The sequence below is a fragment of the Bradyrhizobium sp. LA2.1 genome (assembly GCF_040547725.1).
Lineage (GTDB): Bacteria > Pseudomonadota > Alphaproteobacteria > Rhizobiales > Xanthobacteraceae > Bradyrhizobium > Bradyrhizobium barranii.
Map to the genome: position 1 here is coordinate 121,809 of NZ_JBEPQI010000022.1, position 25,515 is coordinate 147,323.

The window sequence follows — 25,515 nt, forward strand, 5'->3', positions numbered from 1 at the left end:
TGCCGCATGATGCCGGCGCATGAGACCTACGATGTCATCGTCGTCGGCGCCGGTGCCGGTGGCATGACGGCCGCGGCCGTTGCCGCCGCTGAAGGCTTGCGCGTGCTGGTGATCGAGAAGACGGCGTTCGTCGGCGGCACCACCGCCTGGTGCGACGGCATGGTCTGGATCCCCGCCAATCCCAAGATGAAGGACGTCGGGCTGTCCGACAGCATCACGGACGCGGTCCGGTATCTGTCGAGCACGGTGCCGGAACCTGCCAATGCCGGCTTGCGCGCCGCCTTCCTCGCGCGCGGGCCGGAGGCGGTCGCCTATCTCGAAGCGAACACCGAGGTTCGCCTCCAGCCGGTGAAAGCCTGTCCGGACTGTTATCCGGAGCGGCTGGGCGCAACGCCTGGCGGGCGCGTGCTGGAGCCGGTCGCGTTCGACGGCACCCGGCTCGGCGCGCCTTTCGCGCGGCTGCGCGCGCCGCTGCCGGAGTTCACGCTGTTCGGCGGGATGATGGTCAACCGCCTCGACATCCCGCATCTGCGCCGGGCCGGAAAATCGTTGCGTTCGACCCTGCGCGCGGCGCGGCTGGTTTCCGAATACGCGTTGCAGCGGCTGCGCAATCGGCGCGGCACGACGCTGCATCTCGGCAATGCGCTCGCGGCGCGGCTCTATGCCTCGCTGCTGGCGCGGCAGGTCGAGATTCTCTTCTGCGCCGATGTCGAGGACCTGTCGATGCAGGGCGATCGCGTCGGCGGCGTTGTCATCCGCCACGGCTCTCGCGACCGCCTGATCGCCGCGCGTCGCGGCGTGGTGGTTGCGACCGGCGGCTTTTCGCACGCCGCTGTGTTGCGCAAACGCTTCTTCCCGGCCGCGGCTGGTTTCGTCTCGGCGGCCAGCACCGCTGGCACTGGCGACGGGCTCCGGCTTGCGACCACGGCCGGTGCCGCGCTCAACACGGAGGCGACGAGTCCGGCCTATTGGGTGCCGGCCTCGCTGTTCCGTCGCGCCGATGGCAGCCGTGGCGTCTTCCCGCATACGGTGACCGACCGCGCCAAGCCCGGCGTGATCGCCATCAACGCGGCCGGCCGTCGCTTCGTCAACGAGGCGCTGTGCCACCATGAGTTCGTGCTGGCGATGTTGCGCGACTGCAATGGCGAGCCGGATCGGCCGTTTTATCTCGTCTGCGACCGTCAGTTCCTGTGGAGCTATGGCCTCGGTCGCATCAAGCCGTTTACGCTCAACCTCCGGCGCTATGTGGCGAGCGGCGAGTTGCTCAAGGCTCCTGACATCGCGCAGCTCGCGGCGAAGATCGGCGTCAATCCGTCCGTGCTCACGGCGACGATCGCAAGTTACAACGCTGATGCGAAGGAGGGCCGCGATCCCGAATTCGGCCGTGGCAGCACCATCTATCAGCGCCACCTCGGCGATGCCACCCACAAGCCCAGTCCCTGCGTCGCGCCGATCCTCCGCGCGCCGTTCTTCGCGATGCGCATCCATCCGGCCGATCTCGGCACGGCCATCGGCATGAATGTGGATGCCCAGGCGCGCGTGCTGCGCGAGGACGGCACGCCGGTTGCGGGTCTGTACGCCTGCGGCAACGACATGGGGTCGATCATGAATGGGAATTATCCGGGACCGGGGATCACGCTCGGGCCGGCGCTGACGTTCGGGTATATCGCGGGGCGGCATCTGGCGGAGGGTGGTGCGGCGCGTGAGACGGCTACCGGCGTGTCAGCCTCGGTCTAGCCACCTCCACCACTGTCATGCCGCGCGAAGGCGGGGCATCCAGTACGCCGCGGCCCATCCGTTCAACCACAACCGCCTCGGAGTACTGGATCGCCCGCCTTCGCGGGCGATGACACCGAGAATGAGGCGACAGCTCCCCCGCTACTCCGCCGCCGCAGCAAAGCGGCTGTTCTCCAGCTCGGCTTCCAGCCGCGCTGTCTCGGCCGCCGCGAGCTTGATGTTGGCTTCCTTGACATGGCCGAAGCCGCGGATCGTCTCGGGCACGCGGGCGAGCCGCGCCAGCAGCGGGATCTGCTCCGCCTTCAGCCCGGACATTCGCTGATCGATCATGCCGAGATAATCCGCAACCAGCTTCCGCTCGGTCCGGCGCTCCTCGGTGCGGCCGAACGGGTCGAATGCGCCGCCGCGCAGGAACTTCAATTTGGCGAGCAGGCGGAACGCGTGGATCATCCAGCCGCCGAACTCCTTCTTTTGAAGGTGTCCGGTCGTCTTGTCGCGCTGCGCGAAGATCGGCGGGGCGAGGTGGTATTTCAGCGTGAAGTCGCCGTCGAACTTCTCCGACACCTTCTTGGCAAAGCTGCCGTCGGTGTAAAGGCGCGCAACCTCGTACTCGTCCTTGTAGGACATCAGCTTGAACAGGTTTTTGGCGACCGCCTCGGTCAGCTCCGTGGACGCGGGCGAAGCGGCCATTTCTGCCTTGCGCACCTTGGCGACGGCCGCGAGGTAACGGTCGGCGTAGGCCTTGTCCTGATAGCCGGTCAGAAACTCCGCGCGGGTCGCGATCACGTCGTCGAGCGACTTCGTCGGCGCGGAAGCGCGGCTCTTGAACTGCAGTACGCTGCGCACGCGCGACATGTCGTGGGCGGCGAGGCGTCCCCAGGTGAAGGCCAGCTTGTTCATCTCGATCGCCGCGCCGTTGATCTCGATGGCGCGGAGCAGGGCCTCCAGCGACAGCGGGATCGCGCCCTTCTGGAAGGCGAAGCCGAGCATGAAGGGATTTGTCGCGATCGAGTCGCCCATCAGGGCCGAGGCAATGCCTGTCGCGTCGATGATGTCGAGGTTCGTGTCGCCGACGGCGTCACGCAGCACGGTCTGCATCGTGCCCATCTCGAAGTCGAGATCCGGGTTTTGCACGAAGCTCGCGGTCGGCTGCAGGTCGGCGTTGATGTAGGCCTTGGTCACGCCGCGCTCGGCGCGGCTGAGTGCGGAGGGACCTGCCGAGACGATCATGTCGCAGCCGAGGATGACGTCGGCGCCGCCGGTGGTGATGCGGACGGCAGAGATATCCTCCGGCCTCCGTGCGATGCGGACATGGCTCATCACCGCGCCGTTCTTCTGCGACAGGCCGGTGAAGTCGAGCGCCGAGCAGCCGCGGCCGTCGACATGGGCGGCCATGCCGAGCAGCGCGCCGATGGTGATGACGCCGGTGCCGCCGATGCCGGTGACGAGGATGTTGTACGGCGCCTCGAGTTCGCAGGCAGGAGGCAGCGGCAGGTCGGCGAACAACTGTCCGGAATCGACCGCCGACGTCTTCATCCGCTTCAGGCTGCCGCCATGCACGGTGACAAAGCTCGGGCAGAAACCTTCGACGCAGGAAAAGTCCTTGTTGCAGTTGGACTGGTCGATCTGGCGCTTACGGCCGAACTCGGTCTCCAGCGGCTGCACCGAGACGCAGTTGGAGGCCTGCGAGCAATCGCCGCAGCCTTCGCAGACGAGCTCGTTGATGAAGGCACGCTTGGCGGGATCGGGATAGAGCCCGCGCTTGCGGCGGCGGCGCTTTTCGGCGGCGCAGGTCTGGTCGTAGATCACGACCGTGAGACCCTTGATGTCGCGCAGCTCGCGCTGCACGGCATCGAGCTCGCGGCGGTGATGGATGGTCGCCCCTTGCGGGAAGTAGTTGCCTTCCGGATACTTCGTCGGATCGTCCGATACGATCGCAAGTCGCTTGACGCCCTCGGCCCAGACCTGGTGCGCGATCTGCGCGACGTTGAAGGCGCCTTCGGCCGGCTGGCCGCCGGTCATCGCGACCGCGTCGTTGTAGAGGATCTTGTAGGTGATGTTGATGCCGGCGGCGGAAGCCGCGCGCAGCGCAAGCAGGCCGGAATGGGTGTAGGTGCCGTCACCGAGGTTTTGGAAGATGTGCTTCTCGGTGGTGAAGGGTGACTGGCCGATCCAGTTCACGCCCTCGGCACCCATATGCGAGATCAGATCGGTGCGGCGGGTCGGCATGCTCAAGGCCATGCCGTGGCAGCCGATGCCGGCCATCGCGCGGCTGCCCTCGGGCACGCGCGTCGAGGAGTTGTGCGGGCAGCCCGAGCAGAAGAACGGCGTGCGCGCGAGCTTGATCTGCGTGCTTGATGTGACGGGATTGTCGAACGCTTCGAGCCGGGCGAGGCGTTGCTCCAGCACCGGGCTGTGATGCCCGAGCTTGCGCAAGCGCGCCACCAGTGCGCCCGCGACAATTGTCGGCGTCAGCTCGCCTTCGCTCGGCAGCAGCGGCGCGCCGCGCTCGTCACGCTTGCCGGTGACGGTCGGGCGCCTCGATGCATCGATATTGTAGAGGATGCGCATCAGCTGGTCTTCGATGAAGCCGCGCTTCTCCTCGACCACGAGCACATCCTGAAGGCCTTCCGCGAAACGCTTGGCGCCGCTTTCCTCCAGCGGCCAGGTCAGTGCGACCTTGTAGATGCGCAGGCCCAGGTCCTGCGCGTCCTTGTCGGTGATGCCCAAATCGGCCAGCGCCTGGCGCAGATCGAGATAGGCCTTGCCGGTCGCGAGAATGCCGAGCCGTGCCGGCTTGGAATCGAGCACGATGCGGTCGAGCTGGTTGGCGCGGGCGAAGGCCTGTACCGCGGCCATCTTCGGGCCGAACAGGCGCCTCTCGGCGTCCAGTGGCGGATCGGGCCAGCGGATGTTGAGGCCACCGGGCGGCATCTCGAAATCATCGGGAAGCTTGATCTGGATGCGCGCGGGATCGCTATAGATCGAAGCCGAGCTCTCCACGGTCTCGCTGATTGCCTTGAAGCCGACCCAGCAGCCGGAGAAACGCGAAAGCGCAAAACCGTAGAGGCCGAGGTCGAGATAATCCTGGAGCGTCGCCGGATTGATCACGGGGATCAGCGCCGCCGCGAACACCTGCTCGCTCTGATGCGCCAGCGTCGAGGACTGGCAGCCATGGTCATCGCCGGCGAGCGCGAGCACGCCGCCATTGAGCGAGGTGCCGGCCGCATTCGCATGTTTGAGCGCGTCGACCGAGCGGTCGACGCCGGGGCCCTTGCCGTACCAGATGCCGAACACGCCATCGACCTTGGCGCCGGGGAACAGGCCGACCTGCTGGCTGCCCCAGACGGCGGTCGCCGCCAGGTCCTCGTTCAAGCCGGGGACGAAGGCGATGTCGTGCTGCTGGAGGTGCGACTTCGCGCGCCACAGCGCGTGGTCGTACATGCCGAGCGGGGAACCGCGATAGCCCGAGATGAAGCCGCCGGTGTTGAGGCCCTGAAGCCGGTCGCGTTCGCGCTGCAACATGGGCAACCGAACCAGTGCCTGCGTGCCGGACAGGAAGATCCGCTTCGATTCGAGCCGGTATTTGTCGTCCAGCTCGACCTGCATCAGCGTCATTTCAGGAGTCCTCGTCTCTCGTTCGGCGTGGGGGTTTGCGCTGCGGGAGGGATAGCGGCGGCGCGACGCGAATTGTGACAGTCAAGAGCATGGGCCGGCGAAGTCAATACGGCTAGCCGCATCCGTGGCGCTCCTGCTAGTCATGGCTGCCTGTGGAGGACACCATGGCTGCAAACGCATTCGACACCGAGATTACAGAGACGGCCGAGGCGCTGATTGGCCCGTGGCGCCAGCCGCGCCAGATGCTGCACGCGCAAGTCTACGACGCGCACGCCTCGATCCACGACGATGCCACGGCGCAGAAGCTCGGCTTCAAGGGCGGCACCATCGAAGGCCCGACGCATTTCAGCCAGTTCGCCCCGCTCGGCGCGCGGCTGTGGGGGCAGGCCTGGTTCGAGAACGGTTGCCTGTCCGCGCATTACCGCAACGCCTGCTTCGAAGGCGAGGAGGTGCAGGCGATGCTATCGAAGCCGCTGCCCGGCACGAGCCAGTGCCAGATCCAGATGGTCAAGCGCGACGGCACCGAGGTGCTGCGGGGCACGGCCTCGGTCGGCGAACCGCACGCGGCAACCGCGCTCGAGGCGCGCCTCACCGAGCTCAAGCCGCTCGCCGATCCCGTGATCCTGCGCGATGTGAAGGTGGCGCAGACGAGCAAACGGCAGGCGGTGCGGATGGCGTTCGACCAGAACATGGGCGACCTCTATCCGTTCTCTCTCCGGCAGAAGCTCGCCGTCATCACCGAGAACTCGCCATATTATTCAGGCGCCGACAATCCGTGGGGGAAGGCCATCATCCCGATGGAGATGTTGAGCGTACTCTTCCAGTACCGCTCCAAGGACGATCCGCTGCCGGCGAAGGGACCGGCCGTCGGCCTGTTCGCCGACCAGGAGATCAGGCTGATCAAGGGACCGCTCTTCGTCGATGAGGAGTACGAAATCGAGCGTGAGGTTGTCGCGCTCTCCGGCAGCCGCCGCACCGAGAGTGCCTGGATTAAAACGCGCGTGTTCGGCAAGACGGGCGCGGTGGTGGCCACCATGCTGCTCAACATGGCGACGCTGAAGGATTCGTATGCGCCGTATGAGATGGAGTATCGGCAGCTGTACGGCGCGGGGCGGTAGAGGCAAGGCGTTGCCACACACTCCCTCGTCATTCCGGGGCGCGCGTCGCGCGAGCCCGGAATCCATTTCACCTCTCGTGCTGCAGCCCGATGGATTCCGGGCTCGACGCTTCGCGTCGCCCCGGAATGACGACGGAGAGCGCTCATCCTTTAAGCAAATGCACGTCGCAAAGTCGTCGCACAGCGAATAAGCAGGCGCGTGCTTTTCCGATAACATTCTGACAGCGCAGCAAATTTCCTCGCGCGGTCCTCTCGATCTCAATTGTACACAATGGCACGGCGCTTGCAGAACTCCCGGCGAAGAGAGTTCTCGCGGGGGCCTTGAGTCATGTTGAACTCAACCAAGCCGAAACTGGGCGTCATCAGCGCCGAGCCCGAGCCGATCAGGCTCGACTGGCCTGCCACCGCGCTTCTCATCATCGACATGCAGCGCGATTTCATGGAGCCCGGCGGCTTCGGCGAGACGCTTGGCAACGATGTCAGCCAGCTCGCGCGCGCGGTGAAGCCGATCGGCGCGGTGCTGAAGGCGGCGCGTGACACCGGCATGCTGGTGATCCACACGCGCGAGGGGCATCTGCCCGATCTGTCCGACGCGCCGCCCGCAAAAGTCGAGCGCGGCGCGCCGTCCTTGCGCATCGGCGATCCCGGCCCGATGGGGCGCATTCTCATTCGCGGCGAGGCCGGCCACGACATCATTCCCGAGCTTTATCCGCTCGACAGCGAGGTCGTGATCGACAAGCCGGGCAAGGGCGCGTTCTACGCCACCGAGCTCACGGATGTGCTGGAGAAATACGGCATCGAGAACTTGCTCGTCTGCGGCGTCACGACGGAAGTGTGCGTCAACACCACCGTGCGCGAGGCCAATGACCGCGGCTATCGCTGCGTCGTCATCTCGGACGGCTGCGCATCCTACTTCCCGGAATTTCACGAGATGGGCCTGAAGATGATCAAGGCCCAGGGCGGCATCTTCGGCTGGGTCGCGGACTCAGCCGCAGTCTTGGAGGCAATGAAGACTTCGACCACACAGGGGTAGCATCATGAGCACATTGACAGGGACGGCCGGCAAATCTGATCTGAGCAAGTCCGAGTTCAAGCCGGCACTATGGACATCGGGCGACTGGAACGCGTTCTTCGGCTTCGGCACCAACATCCTCGTCAACATGCTGGTGCTCACGGGCCTGCTGCGCTTCGTCCTGAAGATGCCTGATAGTCTCGTGTTCGGCCGCATCCTGCCCGCGCTCGGGCTGATGATGTGCCTCTCCACCTTCTACTACGCATACCTCGCCTATCGGCTGGCGCAGAAGACGGGCCGCAACGACGTCTGCGCACTGCCCTCGGGCGTCAGCGTACCGCACATGTTCATCGTCACCTTCGTGATCATGCTGCCGATCACGATCAAGACCGGTGACCCGCTCAAGGGCTGGTCGGCCGGCCTCGTCTGGGTGTTCTTCCAGAGCTTTATCCTGATGATCGGCGGCTTCATCGCACCGTTCATCCGCAAGATCACGCCGCGCGCGGCGCTGCTCGGCACGCTCGCCGGCGTCTCCGTCACCTTCATCTCGATGCGTCCGGCGTTAGAGATGTATATGACGCCGCAGATCGGCCTGGTCTGCTTCGCCATCATCCTGGTGAGCTGGTTCGGCGGCGTGAAATATTGGCGCGGCATTCCCGCGGGCCTCGTCGCCATCGCGGTCGGCATGGTCATCGCCTGGGGCTCGAACCTGTTCGGCCTCGGTCTCGGTGGGCTGAGCGTCAAGGGGGTCGGCGACGCTTTCGCGAACTTCGGCTTCTCGGTGCCGATCCCGGCGGTGGGCTACGTCTTCTCCGGCTTCGAGTTCCTCGGCATCATTCTGGTTACCGCTATTCCGTTCGGCATCTACGACCTCGTCGAGGCCATGGACAATGTCGAGAGCGCGGAGGCGGCCGGCGACGAATATCCGACCACGCGGGTGCTGACCGCCGACGGCGTTGTCAGCCTGATCGGCTGCCTGATGGGCAACCCCTTCATCAACGCCGTCTATATCGGTCACCCCGGCTGGAAGGCGATGGGTGGCCGCATCGGCTATTCGGCTGCGACCGGCATCATGGTGGTGGTGCTGGCGTGGTTCGGCATCATCTCGGTGCTGCTGGCGCTCGTGCCTGTCGTCGCGATCTCGCCGATCCTGCTCTATATCGGCATGCTGATCGGCGCGCAGGCGTTCCAGACCACGCCGGCCAAGCACGCGCCCGCGATCGTGCTGGCGCTGACGCCGCATCTTGCCGCCTGGGCCAAGCTCCAGATCGACACGATGCTCGGCTCGACCATGATGGCGGCGACCTCTGTCGGCGGTCTCGCCGCCGACAAGGCCGACGCGGTCAAGGCCGCGGCGATCGCAGCACTGCCGCAGCAGGGCGTATTCTATCACGGCCTGGAGGTGATGGGCGGCGGCTCCATCCTCGGCGGCCTCATCCTCGGTGCAATCGGCGTCTTCATCATCGAGCGCGACTTCGAGAAGGCCTCGGCCTTCGCGCTGGTCGGTGCGGTGCTCACTTACTTCGGCTTCATGCATGGCGAAGCCGTCGGTATCGGCGGCGGCTTCGGCGTCACGCCCGCGGTGGCGTTCGCCTACGCGGTGATGGCGGCGGGACTGTTCGCGGCCAGCAGGCTCGGCGCCACCGAGCATTATGCCACCCATCCGGAGATGCACGCCGCGCCGGCGGAGTAGGTCCCGGAAAACATGAAACGCAGCCGGGCGATGTCGTGGCGCCCGGCAGCTTCATTTGCTACCCGCCCTTGACCGCGCCCGCGGTCAGCCCGGCCACGATCTGCCGCTGGGCGAACACTGTGAGCAGCAGCACGGGGAGAGTGACGATCAGCGCGGCCGCGGCCAGCGGCCCCCAGCTCAATTGGTCGAACGAGATCATGTTGTAGACAGCGACGGGCAGGGTGCGCGTCTCGCGTCCGGCCAGCACGATGCCGAACACAAAATTGTTCCAGGAGAAGATCACGGCGAGGATGAAGGCGACCGCGATCCCCGGCTTGGCGATCGGCAGGGCGACGTGTCGAAAGACCTGCCACCGCGTGGCGCCGTCGATCAGGGCGGCTTCCTCCAGTTCCATCGGTGTCGTCTCAAAGTAACCGATCATGATCCAGATCACGATCGGGACCGTCACGACGAGATGGATGATGATCTGCGGCACCAGCGTGCCGAGCAATCCCAGCCACTGGAACAGCAGGAACAGCGGGATCAAATAGGACAGGCCGGGCGTGATGCGCGCGATCAGGATCACGATCGCGGATTTGTGCGCGGCCATGCGCGCGATGCCGTAGCCGGCGGGAACGCCGACGAGTAGCGCCAGCGCAGTCGCGCTGCCGGTGACGACGAGGCTGTTGATGAAATAGGTCAGGAAGCGGTTGGAAGCGAGCACGTCGGCATAGTTCTTCCAGGCGATGCGATCGGGGATGAACACCGGCGGGTAGGCGGCATTGTCGACCTCGAACTTGAGCGACAGCGACGCCATCCAGAGGAAGAACAGGATCGCCGGCGAGACGATGACGAATACCGAGAGCCACAGACCGATCCTGCCAATGACCTGACGTAGGTTGATTTGACTTGGGTTCATGCGCCGCTCGCAATTTCGGTCCACAGCATGCGCTGGCGGGCATAGAGCATCACGGCCGCCAGGGCGACGATGAGGAGGAAGAACACCACCGCAATCGCCGAGCCGTAGCCGAGGTCGTAATAGGTGAAGGCGACACTGTAGAGATAGATGTTGATCGTCTCCGATGCCGAGCCCGGTCCGCCCTGCGTGATCGCGAAGATGATGTCGAAACTCTTCACGGCGTCGATCATGCGGATCATGCCGGCGATGAACAGGAACGGCATGATCAGCGGCAGCGTGATGAAGCGGAACACCTGCCAGAAGCTGGCGCCGTCGATCTGCGCGCTTTCATAGGGCTCGGTCGGGATGGCGGCGAGGCCGCCGAGCACGATCAGCATGACCAGCGGCGTCCATTGCCAGGTTTCGACCAGCACGAGCGAGGGAATGACGGTTGCGGGGTGGAAGACCCAGAGCTGCGCAGGTATCCCGACCAGCGACAAGAGGTAGTTCAGCACGCCGAGCTGCGGGTGGAACATCATGGTCCAGACCAGCGCGATCGCGACGGGGGTCGCCATCATCGGCATGATGAAAATACCGCGCAGAAAGCCGCGGCCGGCGAATTTCTGGTGAAACACGACGGCCGCGAACGTACCGAGGATCAGCGGCAGCAGCACCGATAGCAAAGTGTAGACCATGGTGTGGCCCACCGCCTCGATGAAGCGGGGATCGCTCGTCAGCCGCAGATAGTTGGAAAACCCGACGAAGGTGGTCGGTGAGCCGACCTTCCACTCGTTCAGGCTCATCCAGATCGTGAAGACCCACGGGAAGATGATGATCGCGAGCACGACGACCAGCGCCGGCACCACGAACGGCCAGTAGGACGGCGGCCGCAACGCCTTCTCCAGCGCGGCATCAGACTGTGCCGCGGCCGGAGTCGATTGTGTCAACGCACTCACGCCTTTTCGCTACGCTCCAGGATCGGCCGGTACTGATCGTGAGCCTTCTTCAGCTCGGTTGCGGGATCGGCGCCCGATAGTGTCGAGGTGAGAGCCGCGCCGACGAGATCGCGGAATTCGGCGACCGGGATCACGACGGGAAGGCCGAGCTTGCTGATCTTGGCGGAATCGATCACCGACTGCAGCCACTCCTTGGGCATCTTCACGCCGTTCTGGACCTCGGGATCGCCGAGGATCGAGTTGCGGAACGGCACGCCGCCGCCGGCCTGCAACAGCCGTGCGCCCTGCTGCTTCGAGACCGCCCACTGGCAGAGCAGATAGGCGGCTTCCTTGTTTTTGCTCGCCGCGGCAATGCCGATGCCGTCGCCATAGGTGGCCGAATATTGCCCCTTCGGTCCGGCCGGCACGACGGTGTAGCCGACCTTGCCGACGACGCGCGAGGCGGCGGGGTCCTCCAGCGGCGGCGCCCAGCCGACGCCGTCGATCCACATCGCGGACCGGCCTTGCGTGAACGAGGCCATCGACTCCATCCAGTTGAAGCCGGCGACGCCTGGCGGGGCGACCTTCGTCAGCAGCGTCTGATAGAGCTTTGTCGCCGCGACCGCCTCAGGGCCGTCCGTGAGGATGTTGCCCTTGGCGTCGAGGAATTCGCCGCCATAGTTGAGGAAGAAATTGGTCCACAACGTCATGTTGGCGTTGCGCAGGCCCCGTCCGACGAAGCCGTAGGTCCCTTCCTTGGTGTCGGTCAGTTTTTCGGCGGCCGCGACCATCTCGTCGAGGGTCTTGGGGACGGCGACGCCCTTCTTCTGGAACAGCTCCTTGTTGTAGTAGAGGATGAAGTAATCGACCGACCAGGGCAGCGACAGCATCTGGCCCCTGTCGTTCTTGGCGTATTGCAGACCGGCGGCCGAGAAATCGCTCTCGACGAGATCGGGCGCCGTCAGCGTCGGATCCTTCATGAAGGGCGTCATGTCGGCGAGCCAGCCGCCCTTCTCGAACTGCCGCTTCTGCACGTGATAGCTGAGATGGACGACGTCGAAGCTCGGCCGGCCCGAGGTCAGCTCGATCACCACCTTCTGGCGCTGCTGCTGCTCGGGGATCTGTTCGGATTCCACCTGAATGCCGGTGAGCTCGGTGAACTCCTTGATGTTTTTTTGCAGGTTGTCGCCGCGCGGACCCTTGGCGAGGATCACCTCCAGCTTGGTCCCGGCGTATTTCTTCCAGTTGACCTCGGCGCGTGCCGGTAGTCCGGTCAGGCTGAGCGCGCCAGCCGCGGCGGTCCCCGTCAACAGCGTGCGGCGCGAGATGTTATGGTTGGCCACGTCAAATCCCTCCCTCTGATTCATTTTCTTTGGGAGGGATACTAACGGCCGTGCCACGCCTGCCTAGTCCTAATCTGGGGACTCAGGGACGCACGGCAGGCGTCTCCATCGGCAGGCCGCGCGCCCGCGACATCAGGTAGAGTTCAAGCGCGACCAGCTCGGGCGCGCCGTAATCATAGGCCTGGGCGCGTACGCCGGTCATGCAACTGCGCAACCTTCGCTCGATCGACCCCAGCGTCTGCCACTCCAGGCGGTAGAGCGGATAGCCGGTCGGCTGCGCTTGCGTGATCGGCGCGCCCGCAAGACGCTTGTCGAAATTGTCGTCGTGGCAATTGGTGCAGGCGAGGTTGAGCTGGCCCTCGCGCTGCATGAAGAGGTCGCGGCCCTGCGCCACGAAAGGCTTCAGCTCCGGATCATCGCCGGCCGTGATCGCGACGCCGCGGGACTGGTGGGCGACGAAGGCGGACAGCGCCAGGAGGTCGCGGCTCTCGTAGGGCAGCGCCGGCGCTTGCTGATGATTGGCGCGGCAGAGGTTGATGCGCTGGTCGAGGGTGACGGGGCGCGCCAGCGCCTTGTCGAAGGCCGGATAGCGCGCCGCGACGCCCTTCATGCTGGTCGTTGCATCGCCGTGGCAGTCCGCACAGGCCTTGTCGGCGCTGCCGGCCTTCTTCGCCCAGAGCGCCCCGCCGTCGAGCACGAAAAGCATGCCCGGATTGGACGTGTCGTCATCCTGCATCGCGCGCGTGTCCGGCCCCATGAACGAATAGCCGGAGCGGCGCGCGTCCGGCGGAATTTCGCCGGCGAGCAGGGCAGGGGCCGCGGCCAACAATGTTGCCGCCGCTATCGCGCGCCAAAAGATCATTCGACCGTGATCGAGGCCGATGCGGTCGACGAATAGCCGTTGTCGCCGATCCATTCGAATTCGAACTTGCCGCTCTCCTTCGCGACCGTGAAGAAGGAGAGGTATGGGTTGGCCGCGATCGCCGGAAACAGGTCGGCACGGAAAACTTCGGTGCCATTGTAGCGGCACGTAAAACTCGTGATGATGTCGCGCGGCACCAGCGCGCCGTCCGCGGTGTGGCGGAAGCCGGTCTCCATGATGTGCGAGGTCAGCGTGCGGATCTCGATGACATCGCCGCGTTTGGCTTTTGCCGGAACGTTGATGAGCGCGGCCATCAGTTCATCTCCTCGGTACAGGCGGCCAGCGTCACGACGACGTCGGCGGCGACCTGCCAGAACGTGTCATCGGACATGCGTGCGATTGCCACCACCTTCTGGGTGTCGGCGAGCCGGATCCGGGTCGAGATCTGGGCGCGGCCGGAGGAGGGGTTGAGATAGAAATTGCCGATGTTCGGCTGCGGGTTCTTCTCGTTGAAGACGTGGATGCTCTTGACGTAGTCGTTTGCGGTCATCGGGCTTGCGACACTCACCGTCATCGGCACCGTGTTGCCGTTCTCGACCAGCGGTGGAATGTCGAGCTTGACCTTGCCGGTGCGAATCTGGGCTTCGCCGACGACGTTGCGGATGGCGGTGCTGAGCATCGCGGGCGTCGCTTCCAGCGGTCGCAGCGTGACGATCGGGATCGTCCCGGCGACCGTCGCGCCGCCTGCAATACTCAGGAATTGTCGTCGCGTGGTTGGCATGAAGCTAGTTCCGAAGCGTTACAAGAAAGGCCACGATGTCTTCGATCTCCGCGGCGGATAATATCGGCTTGCCGGCAAAATTGCGCCCGACCCGGACCAGCCCGTCGTTGCGATAATAGGACGGCATGATGGTCTGCGGGTTGTAGCGCGATGCATCGACCAGCCGCAGCCGCAACTGGCCCGCCGACCACCAGTTTCCGGTGCCGGTGAGATCGGGCGCGAGGTCACCCTGGAACCGCGCCTCCGGGAACGGACCGGAATGGCAAAGGATGCAGGTCGTGGTGCGCGCCACCACCAGCGCGCGTCCACGCGCGGCATCGGCTGGTGAGCCCGTGAGCGGCTCCGGGATGGTGTCACCGATGATTTTGTAGCGCACGAGCTCGTCGGCTCCTGCGCCGGAAGCCAGGGCAACGCCAGCGGCGATCAGCGCTGCGATATGAAGGAATGCTCTAGCCAAAGGTGTCCGCCGTGATGGTTTGAAACCAGCGCTCAGCTTCGGCCGCCTCGCGGGCGCGGAGCTCGCGCGGCGCATCGACCGGGCTGGTCGCGCCGCCCTCGACCTCGGCAAAGATGTCGCCCCTGGGCTGGTAGTTGCCGGCGAGCGAGAAGCCGTAGCCGGGCGCGGCGGTTGTATAGCAGACGCCGGTCAGCCGCGGCGCCTCCGGCGCGCGACCCGCGAGCAGGTTGACGATGGCGGCGGCGCAGGCCTTGCCCTGTGCGCTCGCGGCCGACGCCGATTTGGGAATGCCGCCGCCGAGGCAGGCGTCGCCGATGACATGGATGTTCGGGACGAGCTTCGACTCGAAGGTCACGGGATCGATCGGGCACCAGCCGGTCGCATCCGCCGCGCCCGCGATCTCGGCGATGCGGCCGGCGCGTTGCGGCGGGATGACGTTGGCGACATCAGGCGTGTAGTTGCCGAACTCGGTGATGATGGTCCTTGTCGAAGGATCGACCGAGGTGACGCGACCGCCCTGCGACAGCGCGATGCGCTCGATCATGTCGCCATAGAGCTCCTTCCACGCCTTCTCGAACAGCCGCTGCTGCGAAAAATTGTCCTTGGCATCGAGGACCAGCACCTTCGAGCGCGGCTTCTTCGTCTTCAGGTAATGCGCGATCAGGCTGGCGCGCTCGTAGGGCGCCGGCGGGCAGCGCGAGGGATTGGCCGGGATCGCGATGGCGACCGTGCCGCCGTCCGCCATTGCCTCCAGCTGCCTGCGCAGCAGCAGCGTCTGCGCGCCGGCCTTCCAGGCGTGCGGCATTTTCTCGGATGCCGCTTCGTCATAGCCGGGCAGGGCCTCGAAATGGAAGTCGATGCCAGGGGAGAGCACGAGGCGGTCATAGGGCAGCGCGACGCCGTCGGTCGTCACGACGCTGCGCCGCTGCGGCTCGATTGTGGTCACGGCCTCGCCGATCACGGTGATACCCTCGGCGGCGAGCTTGTCATAGTCAAACTGCTGCGCGTCGATCTCACGCAGGCCCGCAATCACCTCGTTGCTGAAGGGGCAGGAGGTGAAGACCGCGTTCGGCTCGATCAGGATGATTTGCAGGTTTTCCTGCGCGCGTTTCAGCGCGCGGGCGCAGGCCGCGCCGCCGAACCCGCCGCCGACCACGACGATACGTGCTGCCGATTGCGCACGCGGGACCGATGGCCGCGCCAGCGTTGCGGCGGCCGCGGTGATGCCGAGCACGGCATTCCGCCGTGTCACCGGGCGCGTGGTCATCAGGATCATCCAGGCAAAAATGCCGCGGCGGCCGTTGCAGCCGCCGCGGCGTTTCTCAGGCGAAGGTGATGTTCTGGTCGCGCAGCGGCACCGAGCGGATGCGCTTGCCCGTCGCCGCGAAATAGGCGTTGAGCACCGCCGGCGCCGCGACGCCGATGGTGGGCTCGCCGACGCCGCCCCAGAACCCGCCGCTCGGCACCATCACCGATTCCACCTTCGGCATCTCGTTGATGCGCATCGAGTTGTAGGTGTCGAAGTTGGTTTGCTCGATCTTGCCGTCCTTGACGGTGCAGCCGCCGTAGAACAGCGCGGAGAGGCCATAGACGAAGGAGCCGGCGATCTGCCGCTCCACCTGCGCCGGATTGACGACGTAGCCGGGATCGGTGGAGGCGACGATGCGATGCACCTTGATCTTGTTGCCGTCGGTCACCGAGATTTCGGCGGCGCCGGCAACGTAGCTGCCATAGCCCATGACCTGCGCGATACCGCGATAGACGCCCTGCGGCGCCGGCTTGTCCCAGCCGATCTTCTCGGCCACGGCATTGAGCACCGCCAGATGCTTCGGATGGTTGCCCATCAGCTTGCGGCGGAATTCGAGCGGGTCCTGACCTGCGGCCTGGGCCAGCTCGTCCATGAAGCATTCCATGTAGATCGCGTTGTGATTGACGTTCACGCCGCGCCAGAAGCCGGGCGGTACGTGCGGGTTGCGCATCGCATGCTCGATCAGGAGGTTCGGCACCGAATAGCCGAACGCGGCTTCGCCGGACTGGGCGACGCCCTGGAATGCGGCCGGATCCATACCGTTCTGCAGCGCTTCGGGGCGCAGCGAGAACAGGATCGACTGCCCGGACAGGCGGTAGTGCAGCGCCACCAGATTGTTGTTGGCGTCGAACGCGCCGGTCATCTTGCACTGGGTGATCGGGTGATACCTGCCGTGCGCCATGTCCTCTTCGCGCGACCACAACAGCTTGATCGGCGTGCCCGGCATCTGCTTGGCGATCACGACCGCCTGGCGGACATAGTCGGTCTGGCCGCGCCGGCCGAAGCCGCCGCCGGGCATCACCTTGTACATGTCGCACTTCTCCGCCGGCAGGCCGGAGGCCTCCAGCACTGCCGCGAAGACGGCTTCGCCGTTCTGCGTGCCGCACCAGACCTCGCATTTGTCGGCCGTGTAGAGCGCGGTGGCGTTCATCGGCTCCATGGTGGCGTGGTTCTGGTAGGGGTAGTTGTAGACGGCTTCGACTTTCTTCGCTGCGCCGGCTATCGCGGCTTTGACGTCGCCGTTCTTGTTGCCGACATAGGCCGGCTGCGAATCGTCGAGGCCCTCAGCCAGCCACTTCGCGATCGACGCGCTGGAGACCTTGGCATTCTCGCCCTCGTCCCAGACGATCGGCAGCGCTTCCAGCGCGGTCTTGGCGTGCCACCAGGTGTCGGCAACGACCGCAACCGCGGTGTCGCCGACCTTGACGACCTTCTTGACGCCTTTCATGCCGGTGATCTTGGCTTCGTCATAGCTCTTCAGCTTGCCGCCAAACACCGGGCAGTCCTTGATCGCGGCGTTCAGCATGCCCGGCAGCTTGACGTCGATGCCGTAGGTCATCGTGCCGGTGGTCTTGTCGGCGGTGTCGAGCCGCAGCAGGCCCTTGCCTGCGATGGTCCAGTCCTTGGGATCCTTGAGCTTGACGTCGGCCGGCGGTGTCAGCTTGGCGGCGGCTTCGGCGACCTTGCCGTAAGTTGTCGTCTTGCCCGACGCCTTGTGGGTGATGACCCCCTTGGCGACGGTGCATTCGGAGGCCGGCAACTTCCACTCATTCGCGGCGGCCTCGATCAGCATCACGCGCGCGGTGGCGCCGCCCTTGCGGACATAGTCTTGCGAGCTGCGGATGCCGCGGCTGCCGCCGGTCGAGAAATCACCCCAGACGCGCTTGCGGGCGACGCTCTGGCCGGGAGTCGGGTATTCGGTCGTGACCTTCGACCAGTCGCATTCGAGTTCCTCGGCGACCAGCTGGGCGAGGCCGGTAAGCGAGCCCTGGCCCATCTCGGAGCGGGCGATGCGGATCACGACGGTGTCATCGGGCCTGACTACGACCCAGGCGTTGACTTCCGGCGCGCCGTCGGCCGCGCGGACCACGGCGGGGCCACCGAAGGGGAGATCGAGCCCGATGGCGAGGCCGGCGCCGACAGCGGCGGTGCCGACGACGAAGGCGCGACGGTTCATCTTGGGAGAAACATGCTTGTTCATGGGGCGGCTCCTCAGGCGCTGGCGATCGTGTGGATCGCTTCGCGCACCTGCTGGAAGGTGCCGCAGCGGCAGATATTGGTGATGGCCTCGTCGATATCGGCGTCGGTCGGCTTCGGCTTTTCGGCGAGGAGTGCGGCCACCGCCATGATCATGCCGCTCTGGCAATAGCCACATTGCGGAACGTCCTTGGCGATCCAGGCTGCCTGCACCTTGTGCAGCGTGTCGCCGGATGCGAGCCCCTCGATCGTGGTGATCTTCTTGCCTTCGGCCTCGCTGACCGAAATCCCGCAGGAACGGATGGCGACGCCGTCCATGTGAACGGTGCAGGCGCCGCATTGCGCAATGCCGCAGCCATATTTGGTACCGGTCAGGCCGGCATTCTCACGGATCGCCCAGAGCAGCGGCGTATCCGGCTCGACGTCGAGCGTGAAGGTTTTTCCGTTGATTGTTAGGTTTGCCATCGCAAGTCCCCTGATTGGCCCAATCCACCGATCGGACTCAGGGAACAATGTGTCTGGCAAATTGGAACTGTTCAAATCAATAGTCCGAGGGGTGGCCAACAGCGAGGCTGGCATGCGCGGGGAAGAATGTCGGGAGCGCGGTGTTGCGTTGTGAACGGCGGTGCAAATCCGCAGCCTTTGGTCGCATCGAATTCGTTTGACTATCTTAGGGTATTGTACAACCTTCGGTTTGATGGATCATTAGTCCATCCTAAGGGAGAATCTCCATGGGCCGCATCGTCACGATCGATCTCGAAAAAGTTCTCGCGTCAGGTAACGATCTCAAAGCCAAGTCACCGTCCGGACTCACCACCCACGCCGATCTGCTCAGCCTTGCCAGCGACGTCAGCAAGGACCCGGTCTCCTATCTGAGCAGCGTTGGCGTACAGCTCGACGATCAGACGGCGTCGATGCTGCGGAACAAGCTGGCCACGCGTAGCGGCGGCGTACAGGCCGGTACGATCCATATCGACATCCTCTGATCCCGCATCCGCAGATCACGATGGCCGGCTGACCGGTTCGCCGGGCAGCCGGGATATGAGGTCGTCGGCCATGGCGTTCGGCGCACAATTTTTATCCGATTTTCGCGCGGCCAGGGTGACGCCTACCAATCTCGTTCTGAACGTCACTCTGAAATGCCCGCTCAAATGTTCGCATTGCTGCTTTTCATCTGACATGTTTCACGGCGGGCACCTGTCCGCCGCGGACGTTCATCGTTGCATTCAGCAGGCCGCACAGATCCCGTCGATGGAGATCATCCATTTCGTCGGGGGTGATCCGATGCTGCATGCGGACATCGTTGCCGACGCCGTGGCCCTGGCCGCGTCGCTGGGCTTTCGCGCGGGCATCACCACGAGCGCGTTCTGGGCCAAGTCGCCCGCGCGCGCGACAACGGCTGTCCGCCGATTGCGCGATGCCGGCCTCACCGAAATGACCTTGTCTTACGACGATCCCCACGCCGAGTTCGTGCCGCTGAACTTCATTGCGAACGCGGTAGCGGCGGCGCGGGAGTGCGGGCTGCTGCTTCGGATTGCGGTGGTGGTTGAAGCAGGCTCCAAGATCACTGCCGCCAGCCTGCGCGCCGATCTCGGCCTTCAGGACGAGCCCGGCATCAACATCTATGAGACCGTCGCCAACTCGACCGGTCGCGGCGAGGGCACGGACGAGGACACGCAGGCGGGGCGCGTTCGCCACGCCTCGGCCTATCGCGGTCCCTGCGAGTCCGTTCTCCACACGGTCACGGTCGACCACGAGGGTGGCATCCGGCCCTGCTGTGGCGTGCTTCCCCATTACGACTCGCTGAAGGTCGGCCACATCGCGAAGGAAGGGATCGAAGCCGCGATGCAGGCGGCCGCCGACGATCCGCTCTACAGATGGATCAGGCTGGAGGGACCCGTCGCCATCCTCGCTACCGTGACGGCCGCCGATCCCGTGCCGATGCGCGTTGAGGATTTCGACGGCATCTGCACCGCCTGCGACCGCATCTTCCGTTCGCCAGAGCTGCTGGCGCGCGTGCGCGAAGCTGCCGAGGCGCGCCGCGGCCAGATCGAAACCTGCGAGATCCTGCTGGACGGGCAAGCCGCATCGGCCAACCTCGTGGCCGCACAATGAGCGTCGATGTCCTCTTCTGCTCGGCGCCGGTGATGTCCGTGGTGCGGCCGTCGGCGGCGCTCGGCCTGTTGCAGGCCCTACTGCGGCAGAAGGGCATTCGGGCCAAGACGCTCTATCTGAACCTGCTCTTCGCCGACCGCATCGGGCTCGATCTGAACGAGCAGCTTGCGGAGAAGCTGCCGAGCCACCTTCTCGCCGGCGATTGGCTGTTCGGCGATTGCCTGGGCGTGCGGCCGGACCGGCCGCAGGCGCAACGTCATCTGAGCGAGCTCAGCGCCGCCATCGAGCGCAAGGGGCTGGACCAGCTCTACGAGATCCGCCGCAACCTGATTCCGTCCTTCGTGGCGGAAGCGGCCGACCGGCTGCTCGAACGCACCCCCAGGATCATCGGTTTCACCTCGATGTTCGAGCAGACGGCCGCTTCGCTCGCGATCGCGGCCGCGGTCAAGGCGCATGATCCGTCCGTCGTCGTCTGCTTCGGCGGCGCCAATTGCCATGGGCCGATGGGCGCGGTGCTGCTGAAGAACTTTGCGCAGATCGATTACGTCTTCAACGGCGAGGCCGACACCGTGTTCGGGCCGGCCGTCGAGGCGATCCTGCGCGGCGAAGAGCCTCGCGGCCTACCGGGATGCCTGTCTCGCGACCAGCCGGCTGCTGGCGCAGCAGCCGGTCCGACCGCGATGGATGCGCTGCCGATCCCCGACTACGCCGACTATTTCGCCCAACTGCCCCGGATGTCCGAAGCCGCGCGCGTGCGTCCCTCGATTCCGTTCGAGTCCTCGCGCGGCTGCTGGTGGGGGCAGAAGCACCATTGCACGTTCTGCGGCCTCAACGGCGAGGGCATGGCGTTCCGGGCCAAGTCGGCGCCGCGCGTCCTCAGCGAGATCGAGACGCTGCATGCGGAGTTCGGCATCAGGCGCTTTGCCGCGACCGACAACATCCTGGGCATGTCCCATATCGACGGCGTGCTGGGCAGGCTCGCCGAACGCCCGGCACACGGCTTTCGCTTCTTCTACGAGATCAAGGCCAATATGGACGAGGTGCAGCTCGAGAAGCTGGCGCTCGCGGGGACGGTCTGGTTGCAGCCCGGCATCGAGAGCCTGTCGGATCCGGTGCTGCATCTCATGCGCAAGGGCGTGAGCGCCTTGCTCAACCTGCGTCTGCTGCGCAATTGCCGTGAGCTCGGCGTCGGGCTGGTCTGGTCGATCCTGTACGGATTTCCAGGCGAGCCCCGCGACGCCTACGACGCCGTCGCCAAGATGGTCCCACTGCTCGAACATCTTCAGCCGCCGGTCGGCTGCGGCCGTATCCGGCTCGACCGGTTCAGCCCCAATTTCGAGCGCGCCGCCGAGATCGGATTCCGCAACGTCACGCCGATGCCGGCCTATGGCGCGATCTACGATGTCTCTGACGAGGATCTTTTCGATCTCGCTTATTTCTTCGAGGGCGACGCACCCGATGCCGCGCGCGAGCAGGATCTGGTGTCGCTCAAGGCGGCGAGCGCGGCCTGGCGCGCGCGCTGGTTCGACCAGCCCTTTGCGCCGCAATTGACGATGACGGCGGTCGGCACGGCGCATCTCGTCAGCGACACCCGGGCCTGCGCGCTCCAGCCGTTCTATTGCCCGACACCGGCCGAGATCGCCGTGCTCAATCTGCTGCGCAATCCCTGCACGCGACTGAGCGTCATTGAACAGCTTGCCGATCGTTTGGATGCGGCATCAGTCGAGGCCGCGCTGGATGCGATTCTGGCGCGGCGGTTTGCGATCGAGATCGACGGCAGAGTGTTATCGCTCGTCACCGAGGCCGGCCGGGAGATTTTTGACGCCGACGCCCGTGCCGAGTTTCCGCTCGGATTCATTCTGCCACGCGGACGTGTGGCGACCCAGGATGAAGACGGCGGGTTTCTCGCGGCCCTGACGAACGCCCGCGATGAACCGGCGGACCTCGAACGGGTGCAGCCATGACCGTCGAAGTCCGCCCCCTCGGCGACAAGTGCAACATCAAGTGCCGCTACTGCTATCAGGAGGGCATCCGCACCGCCGGCAACGTGCCGACGCGTTACGATCTCGATGCGATCATGGCGACGCTGGACAGGCTGGCGGAGCCGTTCAGCCTGTTCGGCGGCGAGATCATGCTGACGCGCCGGCCCGATCTCGAACGCCTGATGCAGCTTGGCTTCGACCGCCATGGCGGCGTCGGCATGCAGACCAACGGCACGCTGATCGAGGAGCGCGACATCGAGCTCTTCAGGAAATACCGGGTGCGCATCGGCATCTCGATCGACGGGCCGGGACCGCTCAACGATGCCCGCTGGGCCGGCAGCCTGGCGGCGACGCGGCGCGCGACGGCGCGCATCGAGGCGGCGATCGAGACGCTGTGCCGGGAGGGCATGCCGCCAAACGTGATCGTGACGCTCAACCGGATGAATGCCGCGCCGGCTCGGCTCGGCGTGCTGTGCGAGTGGATCGGGTTTCTCGGTAGCCTCGGCGTGCGCAAGCTGCGCCTTCACCTGCTGGAGCAGGACGAAACAGAAGGGGGCGAGGGTCTCGCGCTCACCGCGCAGGAGAACCTTGCGGCCTTGAGGCGACTGCGCCGGCTCGAACAGGAGCTGCCGTCGGTTCAGTTCGACATCTTCGCCGAGATGGCCGCGATGCTCAGGGGCGATGACGCGCAGACCTCATGCGTCTTCCACGCCTGTGATCCCTATGCAACGCGCGCCGTGGTGGGTGTCGAGAGCGATGGCCGGCTCGGCAATTGCGGCCGCACCAACAAGGATGGCGTGACCCATCTGCGTGCCGGCCGCGAGGCCTTCGAGCGCCAGCTCTCGCTTTACCGGACGCCGCAGGCCGATGGCGGATGCGAGGGGTGCCGGTTCTTCCTGGCGTGCAAGGGCAATTGTCCGGGCACCGCGATCGACGGCGACTGGCGGATGCGCTCGATCGATTGCCCGGTGTGGTTCGGCCTGTTCGAGGACATCGAGACCGAGCTTCAGGCGAACGATGAGGTCGCGATCAGCCGGTCGGAGCGCCGGTCCGATCTCGAAGCGAAGATGATCGCCGCATGGTCGATCGGTGACAATCCGACCCTGCAATCGTTGCTCCAGCAGGCGGACGCACCATGACGTCCGCCTGGCCGACCTGCTGGCTGACCTGGCCCCGGCCTCCGCTTGCGGCCGCGCCGCGGGAGCCGGCCGTCGCCAAGGCAGCGACGCAGCGTATCAGCTTCACTGGCCCGCAGGCGCGCGCGCTCTGGCAGCCGCGTCTGGATCGCCTCAGGCATGCGGCGCTAGCGATCGAATTCGAGATGGTGCGCCGGAAGCGCATTCCGGCCTCGCTGGTGTGGACTGGCTATGATGGCATCGACGCCCTGACCGAGCGGGCGCGCGCGATTGGCCTGGAGGCCAAGCCGGTCAAGGCGTCGCTCGGCTATGCCGCCGACTGGCCGCTTGAGGCATCGATCGCCGAACCGAAGCGGCTGCTCGACTATGCGTTCCTGATCGGCGCTGCGCCGCTCGACACATCGATCGCCGAGCGGGCGACGGACGGCCTGGAGCAGGCGGCGATACGGTTCGGCTATCCCGCATGCTGCGCAAGATCCTGGGCAGACCATCTTCGGCGCGGCGGAAGCGATCCGTTGGCCGGCATTCTCGCGCGCGCGGACAAGGCGGCCGTACCTGTCCATATCGCGCTCGCGGTTCTTGGACTGGGGCCGGTGAGACACGCGCCTTGTTCTGCGGACTGTTCCGCTACGCGCGATCTTTCACGTGGGTTCATCGATTTCGGCCGCCAGCTGGGATTGGCCGAGGAAATGAGTTGGCTGGAAGAGATGGCGGATTGGACGGTGGGTGCGTCGCTGGTCAATGGCGTTGCCGAGATTGCGACGGCCACCTTCCGCTGCACATGGCTGTCGGACGAGGGCAAACCGTCGCATCGGCGGCCTCGTCAGCGCGCGGCGGCGGCGCACTTGGACAAGCGAAAGGCCGCGGCGGTCGAGCCCGCGGACAGCGCCGATATCCTCACCGAACTCGGCGGCGGATTTGAAGCGGCCGGTTTCGAAAATCCCTTCGCCATGCGCTCGCGCTTCAGCACGGTGGTCTGGGAGCAGACCGCTGCGCTGCGCCGCGCGGGATCGGCCGCGCACATTGGATGCGGCGATGGCTTGCTGCTGGAATTGATCGCGCAGACGAGGCCAAAGCTGAGATTATACGGTGCCGAGGAAGATGCCGCGCTAGCTGAAGCCGCGCGTCGGCGCCTGGGTGCGTCATTGCCGGTACTCGGCGGGACCAGCATCGCGGCGATTGCGGCGCTGTCGCGTCTTGCACCCGATGGCGTTGACCTCGCTTTCGTCGATCCAGAACGGCTTGGCGGCCGCGAAGCGCTTGCCGCTGTCCGCGCGATCGCGAAGTCGGTGATCGTGATCGGCACCGACCGCTCGCTGCACCGGCTTGAAGATATGGACACGCTTGCGGCATCGATGGGATTGGCCTTGCTGCCTGGACGCGCAGGACGGGTCTCCGCGGCCCTCTCGGCGACGAGTGGTCGTCCGCACTGACCGGTTCGAAGGAGAGATCGCCATGGACGCAACGTCGATTGACTGGGAACGCACGGCACGACCGCAGGCCGACGGCTACGATACCGCGGTCGCCCTCGGCCTGATCGACACCGAGCCGACGCCGTGGCGGCCGCTGCCGCCGCAGCGTCCCCCGGTGAACGGCGCGCCGGCCATTGCGGAGGGCAGGGTTGCCCTGCGCACGGAGGAACCGCTGCTGCCGGCGCCGCGGTTTGTCCCCGACGCGCAAGTCATGCCGGCGCTGGAGCAGGCGCTGCACTACGTCCGCCGCTGGCCGCTCGCTGCGAAACAATGGCCTGATATCGTGCACACCATCCAGTGCTATCACGACACCGAGCAGCCGACCGAGGGGACCGGCCGGCTCGGCTCGGCCAGCCACTCGGTCGACGCGCGGTTCGGCGTCATCGGCCTCACGGTCAATTGCCCGCTCGCGACCGCGCAGGCGATCGTCCATGAAATGGCCCATCACAAGCTCCGGGCATTCGGCGTCGCCAACGAGAATGCGATCCGGATCATCAGCAATCCGCAGGACGAGCTCTATCCCAGCCCGATCGTGGTCGACCGGCCGCGTCCAATGACCGCAGTGCTGCACGCGCAATATTCGTTCATCCACGTCACCCAGCTCGACGTGCACATGCTGGAGCAGGAAGACGACCCGCAAGTTCGCAGCGACATCCGCGCACTGCTCGCGCGCAATGCGTCGCGGATGGAGCAGGGGTTCGAGACCCTGCGGCAGCATGCCCGCACCGATGCGGCCGGCCGGGCGTTTCTCGGCGCGTTCTTCGCCTGGTGCAGCGACGTCCTGGCGAGCAGCCGGACGATGCTTGCCAGCGAGCGCGGCTGATTGCCGGCTCTGCCCAGGACCGGGTTCCAGCCCTAAACGCCAGATGCGCG

Annotated in this window: 21 protein-coding genes; 10 read left to right on the forward strand and 11 right to left on the reverse strand. The window is 65.6% G+C overall.

Annotated features, from left to right (window positions below):
- The first annotated feature begins 6 nt into the window (after positions 1-6).
- The gene (locus ABIB95_RS33935; RefSeq protein ID WP_354245961.1) at positions 7-1,737 is read left to right on the forward strand and encodes an FAD-dependent oxidoreductase; all 1,731 of its coding nucleotides are present in this window, start codon (positions 7-9) and stop codon (positions 1,735-1,737) included.
- A gap of 141 nt (positions 1,738-1,878) precedes the next feature.
- Here ABIB95_RS33935 and ABIB95_RS33940 read toward each other — a convergent pair whose 3' ends face one another.
- Positions 1,879-5,355 (reverse strand): indolepyruvate ferredoxin oxidoreductase family protein, encoded by a 3,477-nt coding sequence (locus ABIB95_RS33940; RefSeq protein ID WP_354245964.1) that lies wholly within the window; start codon positions 5,353-5,355, stop codon positions 1,879-1,881.
- A 164-nt stretch (positions 5,356-5,519) separates the two neighbouring features.
- Between ABIB95_RS33940 and ABIB95_RS33945 the strand changes: the two genes are divergently transcribed.
- From ABIB95_RS33945 to ABIB95_RS33955, 3 genes are all read left to right on the forward strand, one after another.
- Positions 5,520-6,473 carry a hypothetical protein gene (locus ABIB95_RS33945; RefSeq protein WP_354245966.1) on the forward strand — a complete coding sequence of 318 codons (954 nt, stop codon included), beginning with the start codon at positions 5,520-5,522 and terminating at the stop codon, positions 6,471-6,473.
- 327 nt (positions 6,474-6,800) lie between these two features.
- Positions 6,801-7,505: a cysteine hydrolase family protein gene (locus ABIB95_RS33950; protein WP_354119841.1), complete on the forward strand. Its 705-nt coding sequence runs from the start codon at positions 6,801-6,803 to the stop codon at positions 7,503-7,505.
- 4 nt (positions 7,506-7,509) lie between these two features.
- Entirely contained in the window at positions 7,510-9,177 is a 1,668-nt protein-coding gene (locus ABIB95_RS33955; RefSeq protein ID WP_354245969.1) for a regulator, read from the forward strand.
- A gap of 58 nt (positions 9,178-9,235) precedes the next feature.
- On the opposite strand, the gene ABIB95_RS33960 is transcribed toward ABIB95_RS33955, so the two are convergent.
- The 10 genes from ABIB95_RS33960 to ABIB95_RS34005 are packed head-to-tail and all read right to left on the reverse strand — an operon-like array spanning position 9,236 to position 18,402.
- Positions 9,236-10,075 carry a carbohydrate ABC transporter permease gene (locus ABIB95_RS33960; protein ID WP_502917896.1) on the reverse strand — a complete coding sequence of 280 codons (840 nt, stop codon included), beginning with the start codon at positions 10,073-10,075 and terminating at the stop codon, positions 9,236-9,238.
- On the reverse strand, positions 10,072-11,010 hold the full coding sequence (locus tag ABIB95_RS33965; protein WP_354245972.1) for a carbohydrate ABC transporter permease: 939 nt from the start codon (positions 11,008-11,010) through the stop codon (positions 10,072-10,074). Before ABIB95_RS33965 ends, ABIB95_RS33960 begins: the two co-directional genes overlap by 4 nt.
- Positions 11,007-12,356 carry an ABC transporter substrate-binding protein gene (locus tag ABIB95_RS33970; protein ID WP_354245975.1) on the reverse strand — a complete coding sequence of 450 codons (1,350 nt, stop codon included), beginning with the start codon at positions 12,354-12,356 and terminating at the stop codon, positions 11,007-11,009. The genes ABIB95_RS33965 and ABIB95_RS33970 overlap by 4 nt, the downstream gene beginning before the upstream one ends.
- 58 nt (positions 12,357-12,414) lie before the next feature.
- Positions 12,415-13,194, reverse strand: coding sequence for a sulfur oxidation c-type cytochrome SoxA (gene soxA, locus ABIB95_RS33975; protein WP_354245978.1), 780 nt, complete (start codon positions 13,192-13,194; stop codon positions 12,415-12,417).
- Positions 13,191-13,508: a thiosulfate oxidation carrier complex protein SoxZ gene (soxZ, locus tag ABIB95_RS33980; protein ID WP_014497100.1), complete on the reverse strand. Its 318-nt coding sequence runs from the start codon at positions 13,506-13,508 to the stop codon at positions 13,191-13,193. The genes soxA and soxZ overlap by 4 nt, the downstream gene beginning before the upstream one ends.
- Complete coding sequence (locus ABIB95_RS33985; RefSeq protein WP_354245981.1) at positions 13,508-13,975, reverse strand: SoxY-related AACIE arm protein; 468 nt, start codon at positions 13,973-13,975, stop codon at positions 13,508-13,510. Before ABIB95_RS33985 ends, soxZ begins: the two co-directional genes overlap by 1 nt.
- Before the next feature lie 4 nt (positions 13,976-13,979).
- Positions 13,980-14,432 carry a sulfur oxidation c-type cytochrome SoxX gene (gene soxX, locus ABIB95_RS33990; RefSeq protein WP_354245983.1) on the reverse strand — a complete coding sequence of 151 codons (453 nt, stop codon included), beginning with the start codon at positions 14,430-14,432 and terminating at the stop codon, positions 13,980-13,982.
- Entirely contained in the window at positions 14,425-15,708 is a 1,284-nt protein-coding gene (locus ABIB95_RS33995; protein ID WP_354245986.1) for an FCSD flavin-binding domain-containing protein, read from the reverse strand. The genes soxX and ABIB95_RS33995 overlap by 8 nt, the downstream gene beginning before the upstream one ends.
- A gap of 46 nt (positions 15,709-15,754) precedes the next feature.
- Entirely contained in the window at positions 15,755-17,941 is a 2,187-nt protein-coding gene (locus tag ABIB95_RS34000) for a xanthine dehydrogenase family protein molybdopterin-binding subunit (protein WP_354245989.1), read from the reverse strand.
- An 11-nt stretch (positions 17,942-17,952) separates the two neighbouring features.
- Positions 17,953-18,402 (reverse strand): (2Fe-2S)-binding protein, encoded by a 450-nt coding sequence (locus ABIB95_RS34005; protein WP_028156974.1) that lies wholly within the window; start codon positions 18,400-18,402, stop codon positions 17,953-17,955.
- Positions 18,403-18,668: 266 nt separating this feature from the next.
- Here ABIB95_RS34005 and ABIB95_RS34010 point away from each other — a divergent pair, with 266 nt between their 5' ends.
- From ABIB95_RS34010 to ABIB95_RS34035, 6 genes are all read left to right on the forward strand, one after another.
- Positions 18,669-18,923 (forward strand): hypothetical protein, encoded by a 255-nt coding sequence (locus ABIB95_RS34010; RefSeq protein WP_028150121.1) that lies wholly within the window; start codon positions 18,669-18,671, stop codon positions 18,921-18,923.
- A gap of 70 nt (positions 18,924-18,993) precedes the next feature.
- Entirely contained in the window at positions 18,994-20,052 is a 1,059-nt protein-coding gene (locus ABIB95_RS34015) for a radical SAM/SPASM domain-containing protein (protein WP_354246039.1), read from the forward strand.
- Entirely contained in the window at positions 20,049-22,016 is a 1,968-nt protein-coding gene (locus tag ABIB95_RS34020) for a RiPP maturation radical SAM C-methyltransferase (protein WP_354245992.1), read from the forward strand. Before ABIB95_RS34015 ends, ABIB95_RS34020 begins: the two co-directional genes overlap by 4 nt.
- A complete protein-coding gene (locus ABIB95_RS34025; RefSeq protein ID WP_354245995.1) occupies positions 22,013-23,173 on the forward strand; it encodes a radical SAM protein in 1,161 nt (386 codons plus the stop codon). Before ABIB95_RS34020 ends, ABIB95_RS34025 begins: the two co-directional genes overlap by 4 nt.
- On the forward strand, positions 23,170-24,603 hold the full coding sequence (locus ABIB95_RS34030; RefSeq protein WP_354245998.1) for a hypothetical protein: 1,434 nt from the start codon (positions 23,170-23,172) through the stop codon (positions 24,601-24,603). Before ABIB95_RS34025 ends, ABIB95_RS34030 begins: the two co-directional genes overlap by 4 nt.
- A 22-nt stretch (positions 24,604-24,625) precedes the next feature.
- Complete coding sequence (locus ABIB95_RS34035; protein ID WP_354246000.1) at positions 24,626-25,465, forward strand: aKG-HExxH-type peptide beta-hydroxylase; 840 nt, start codon at positions 24,626-24,628, stop codon at positions 25,463-25,465.
- The last annotated feature ends 50 nt before the right edge of the window (positions 25,466-25,515 follow it).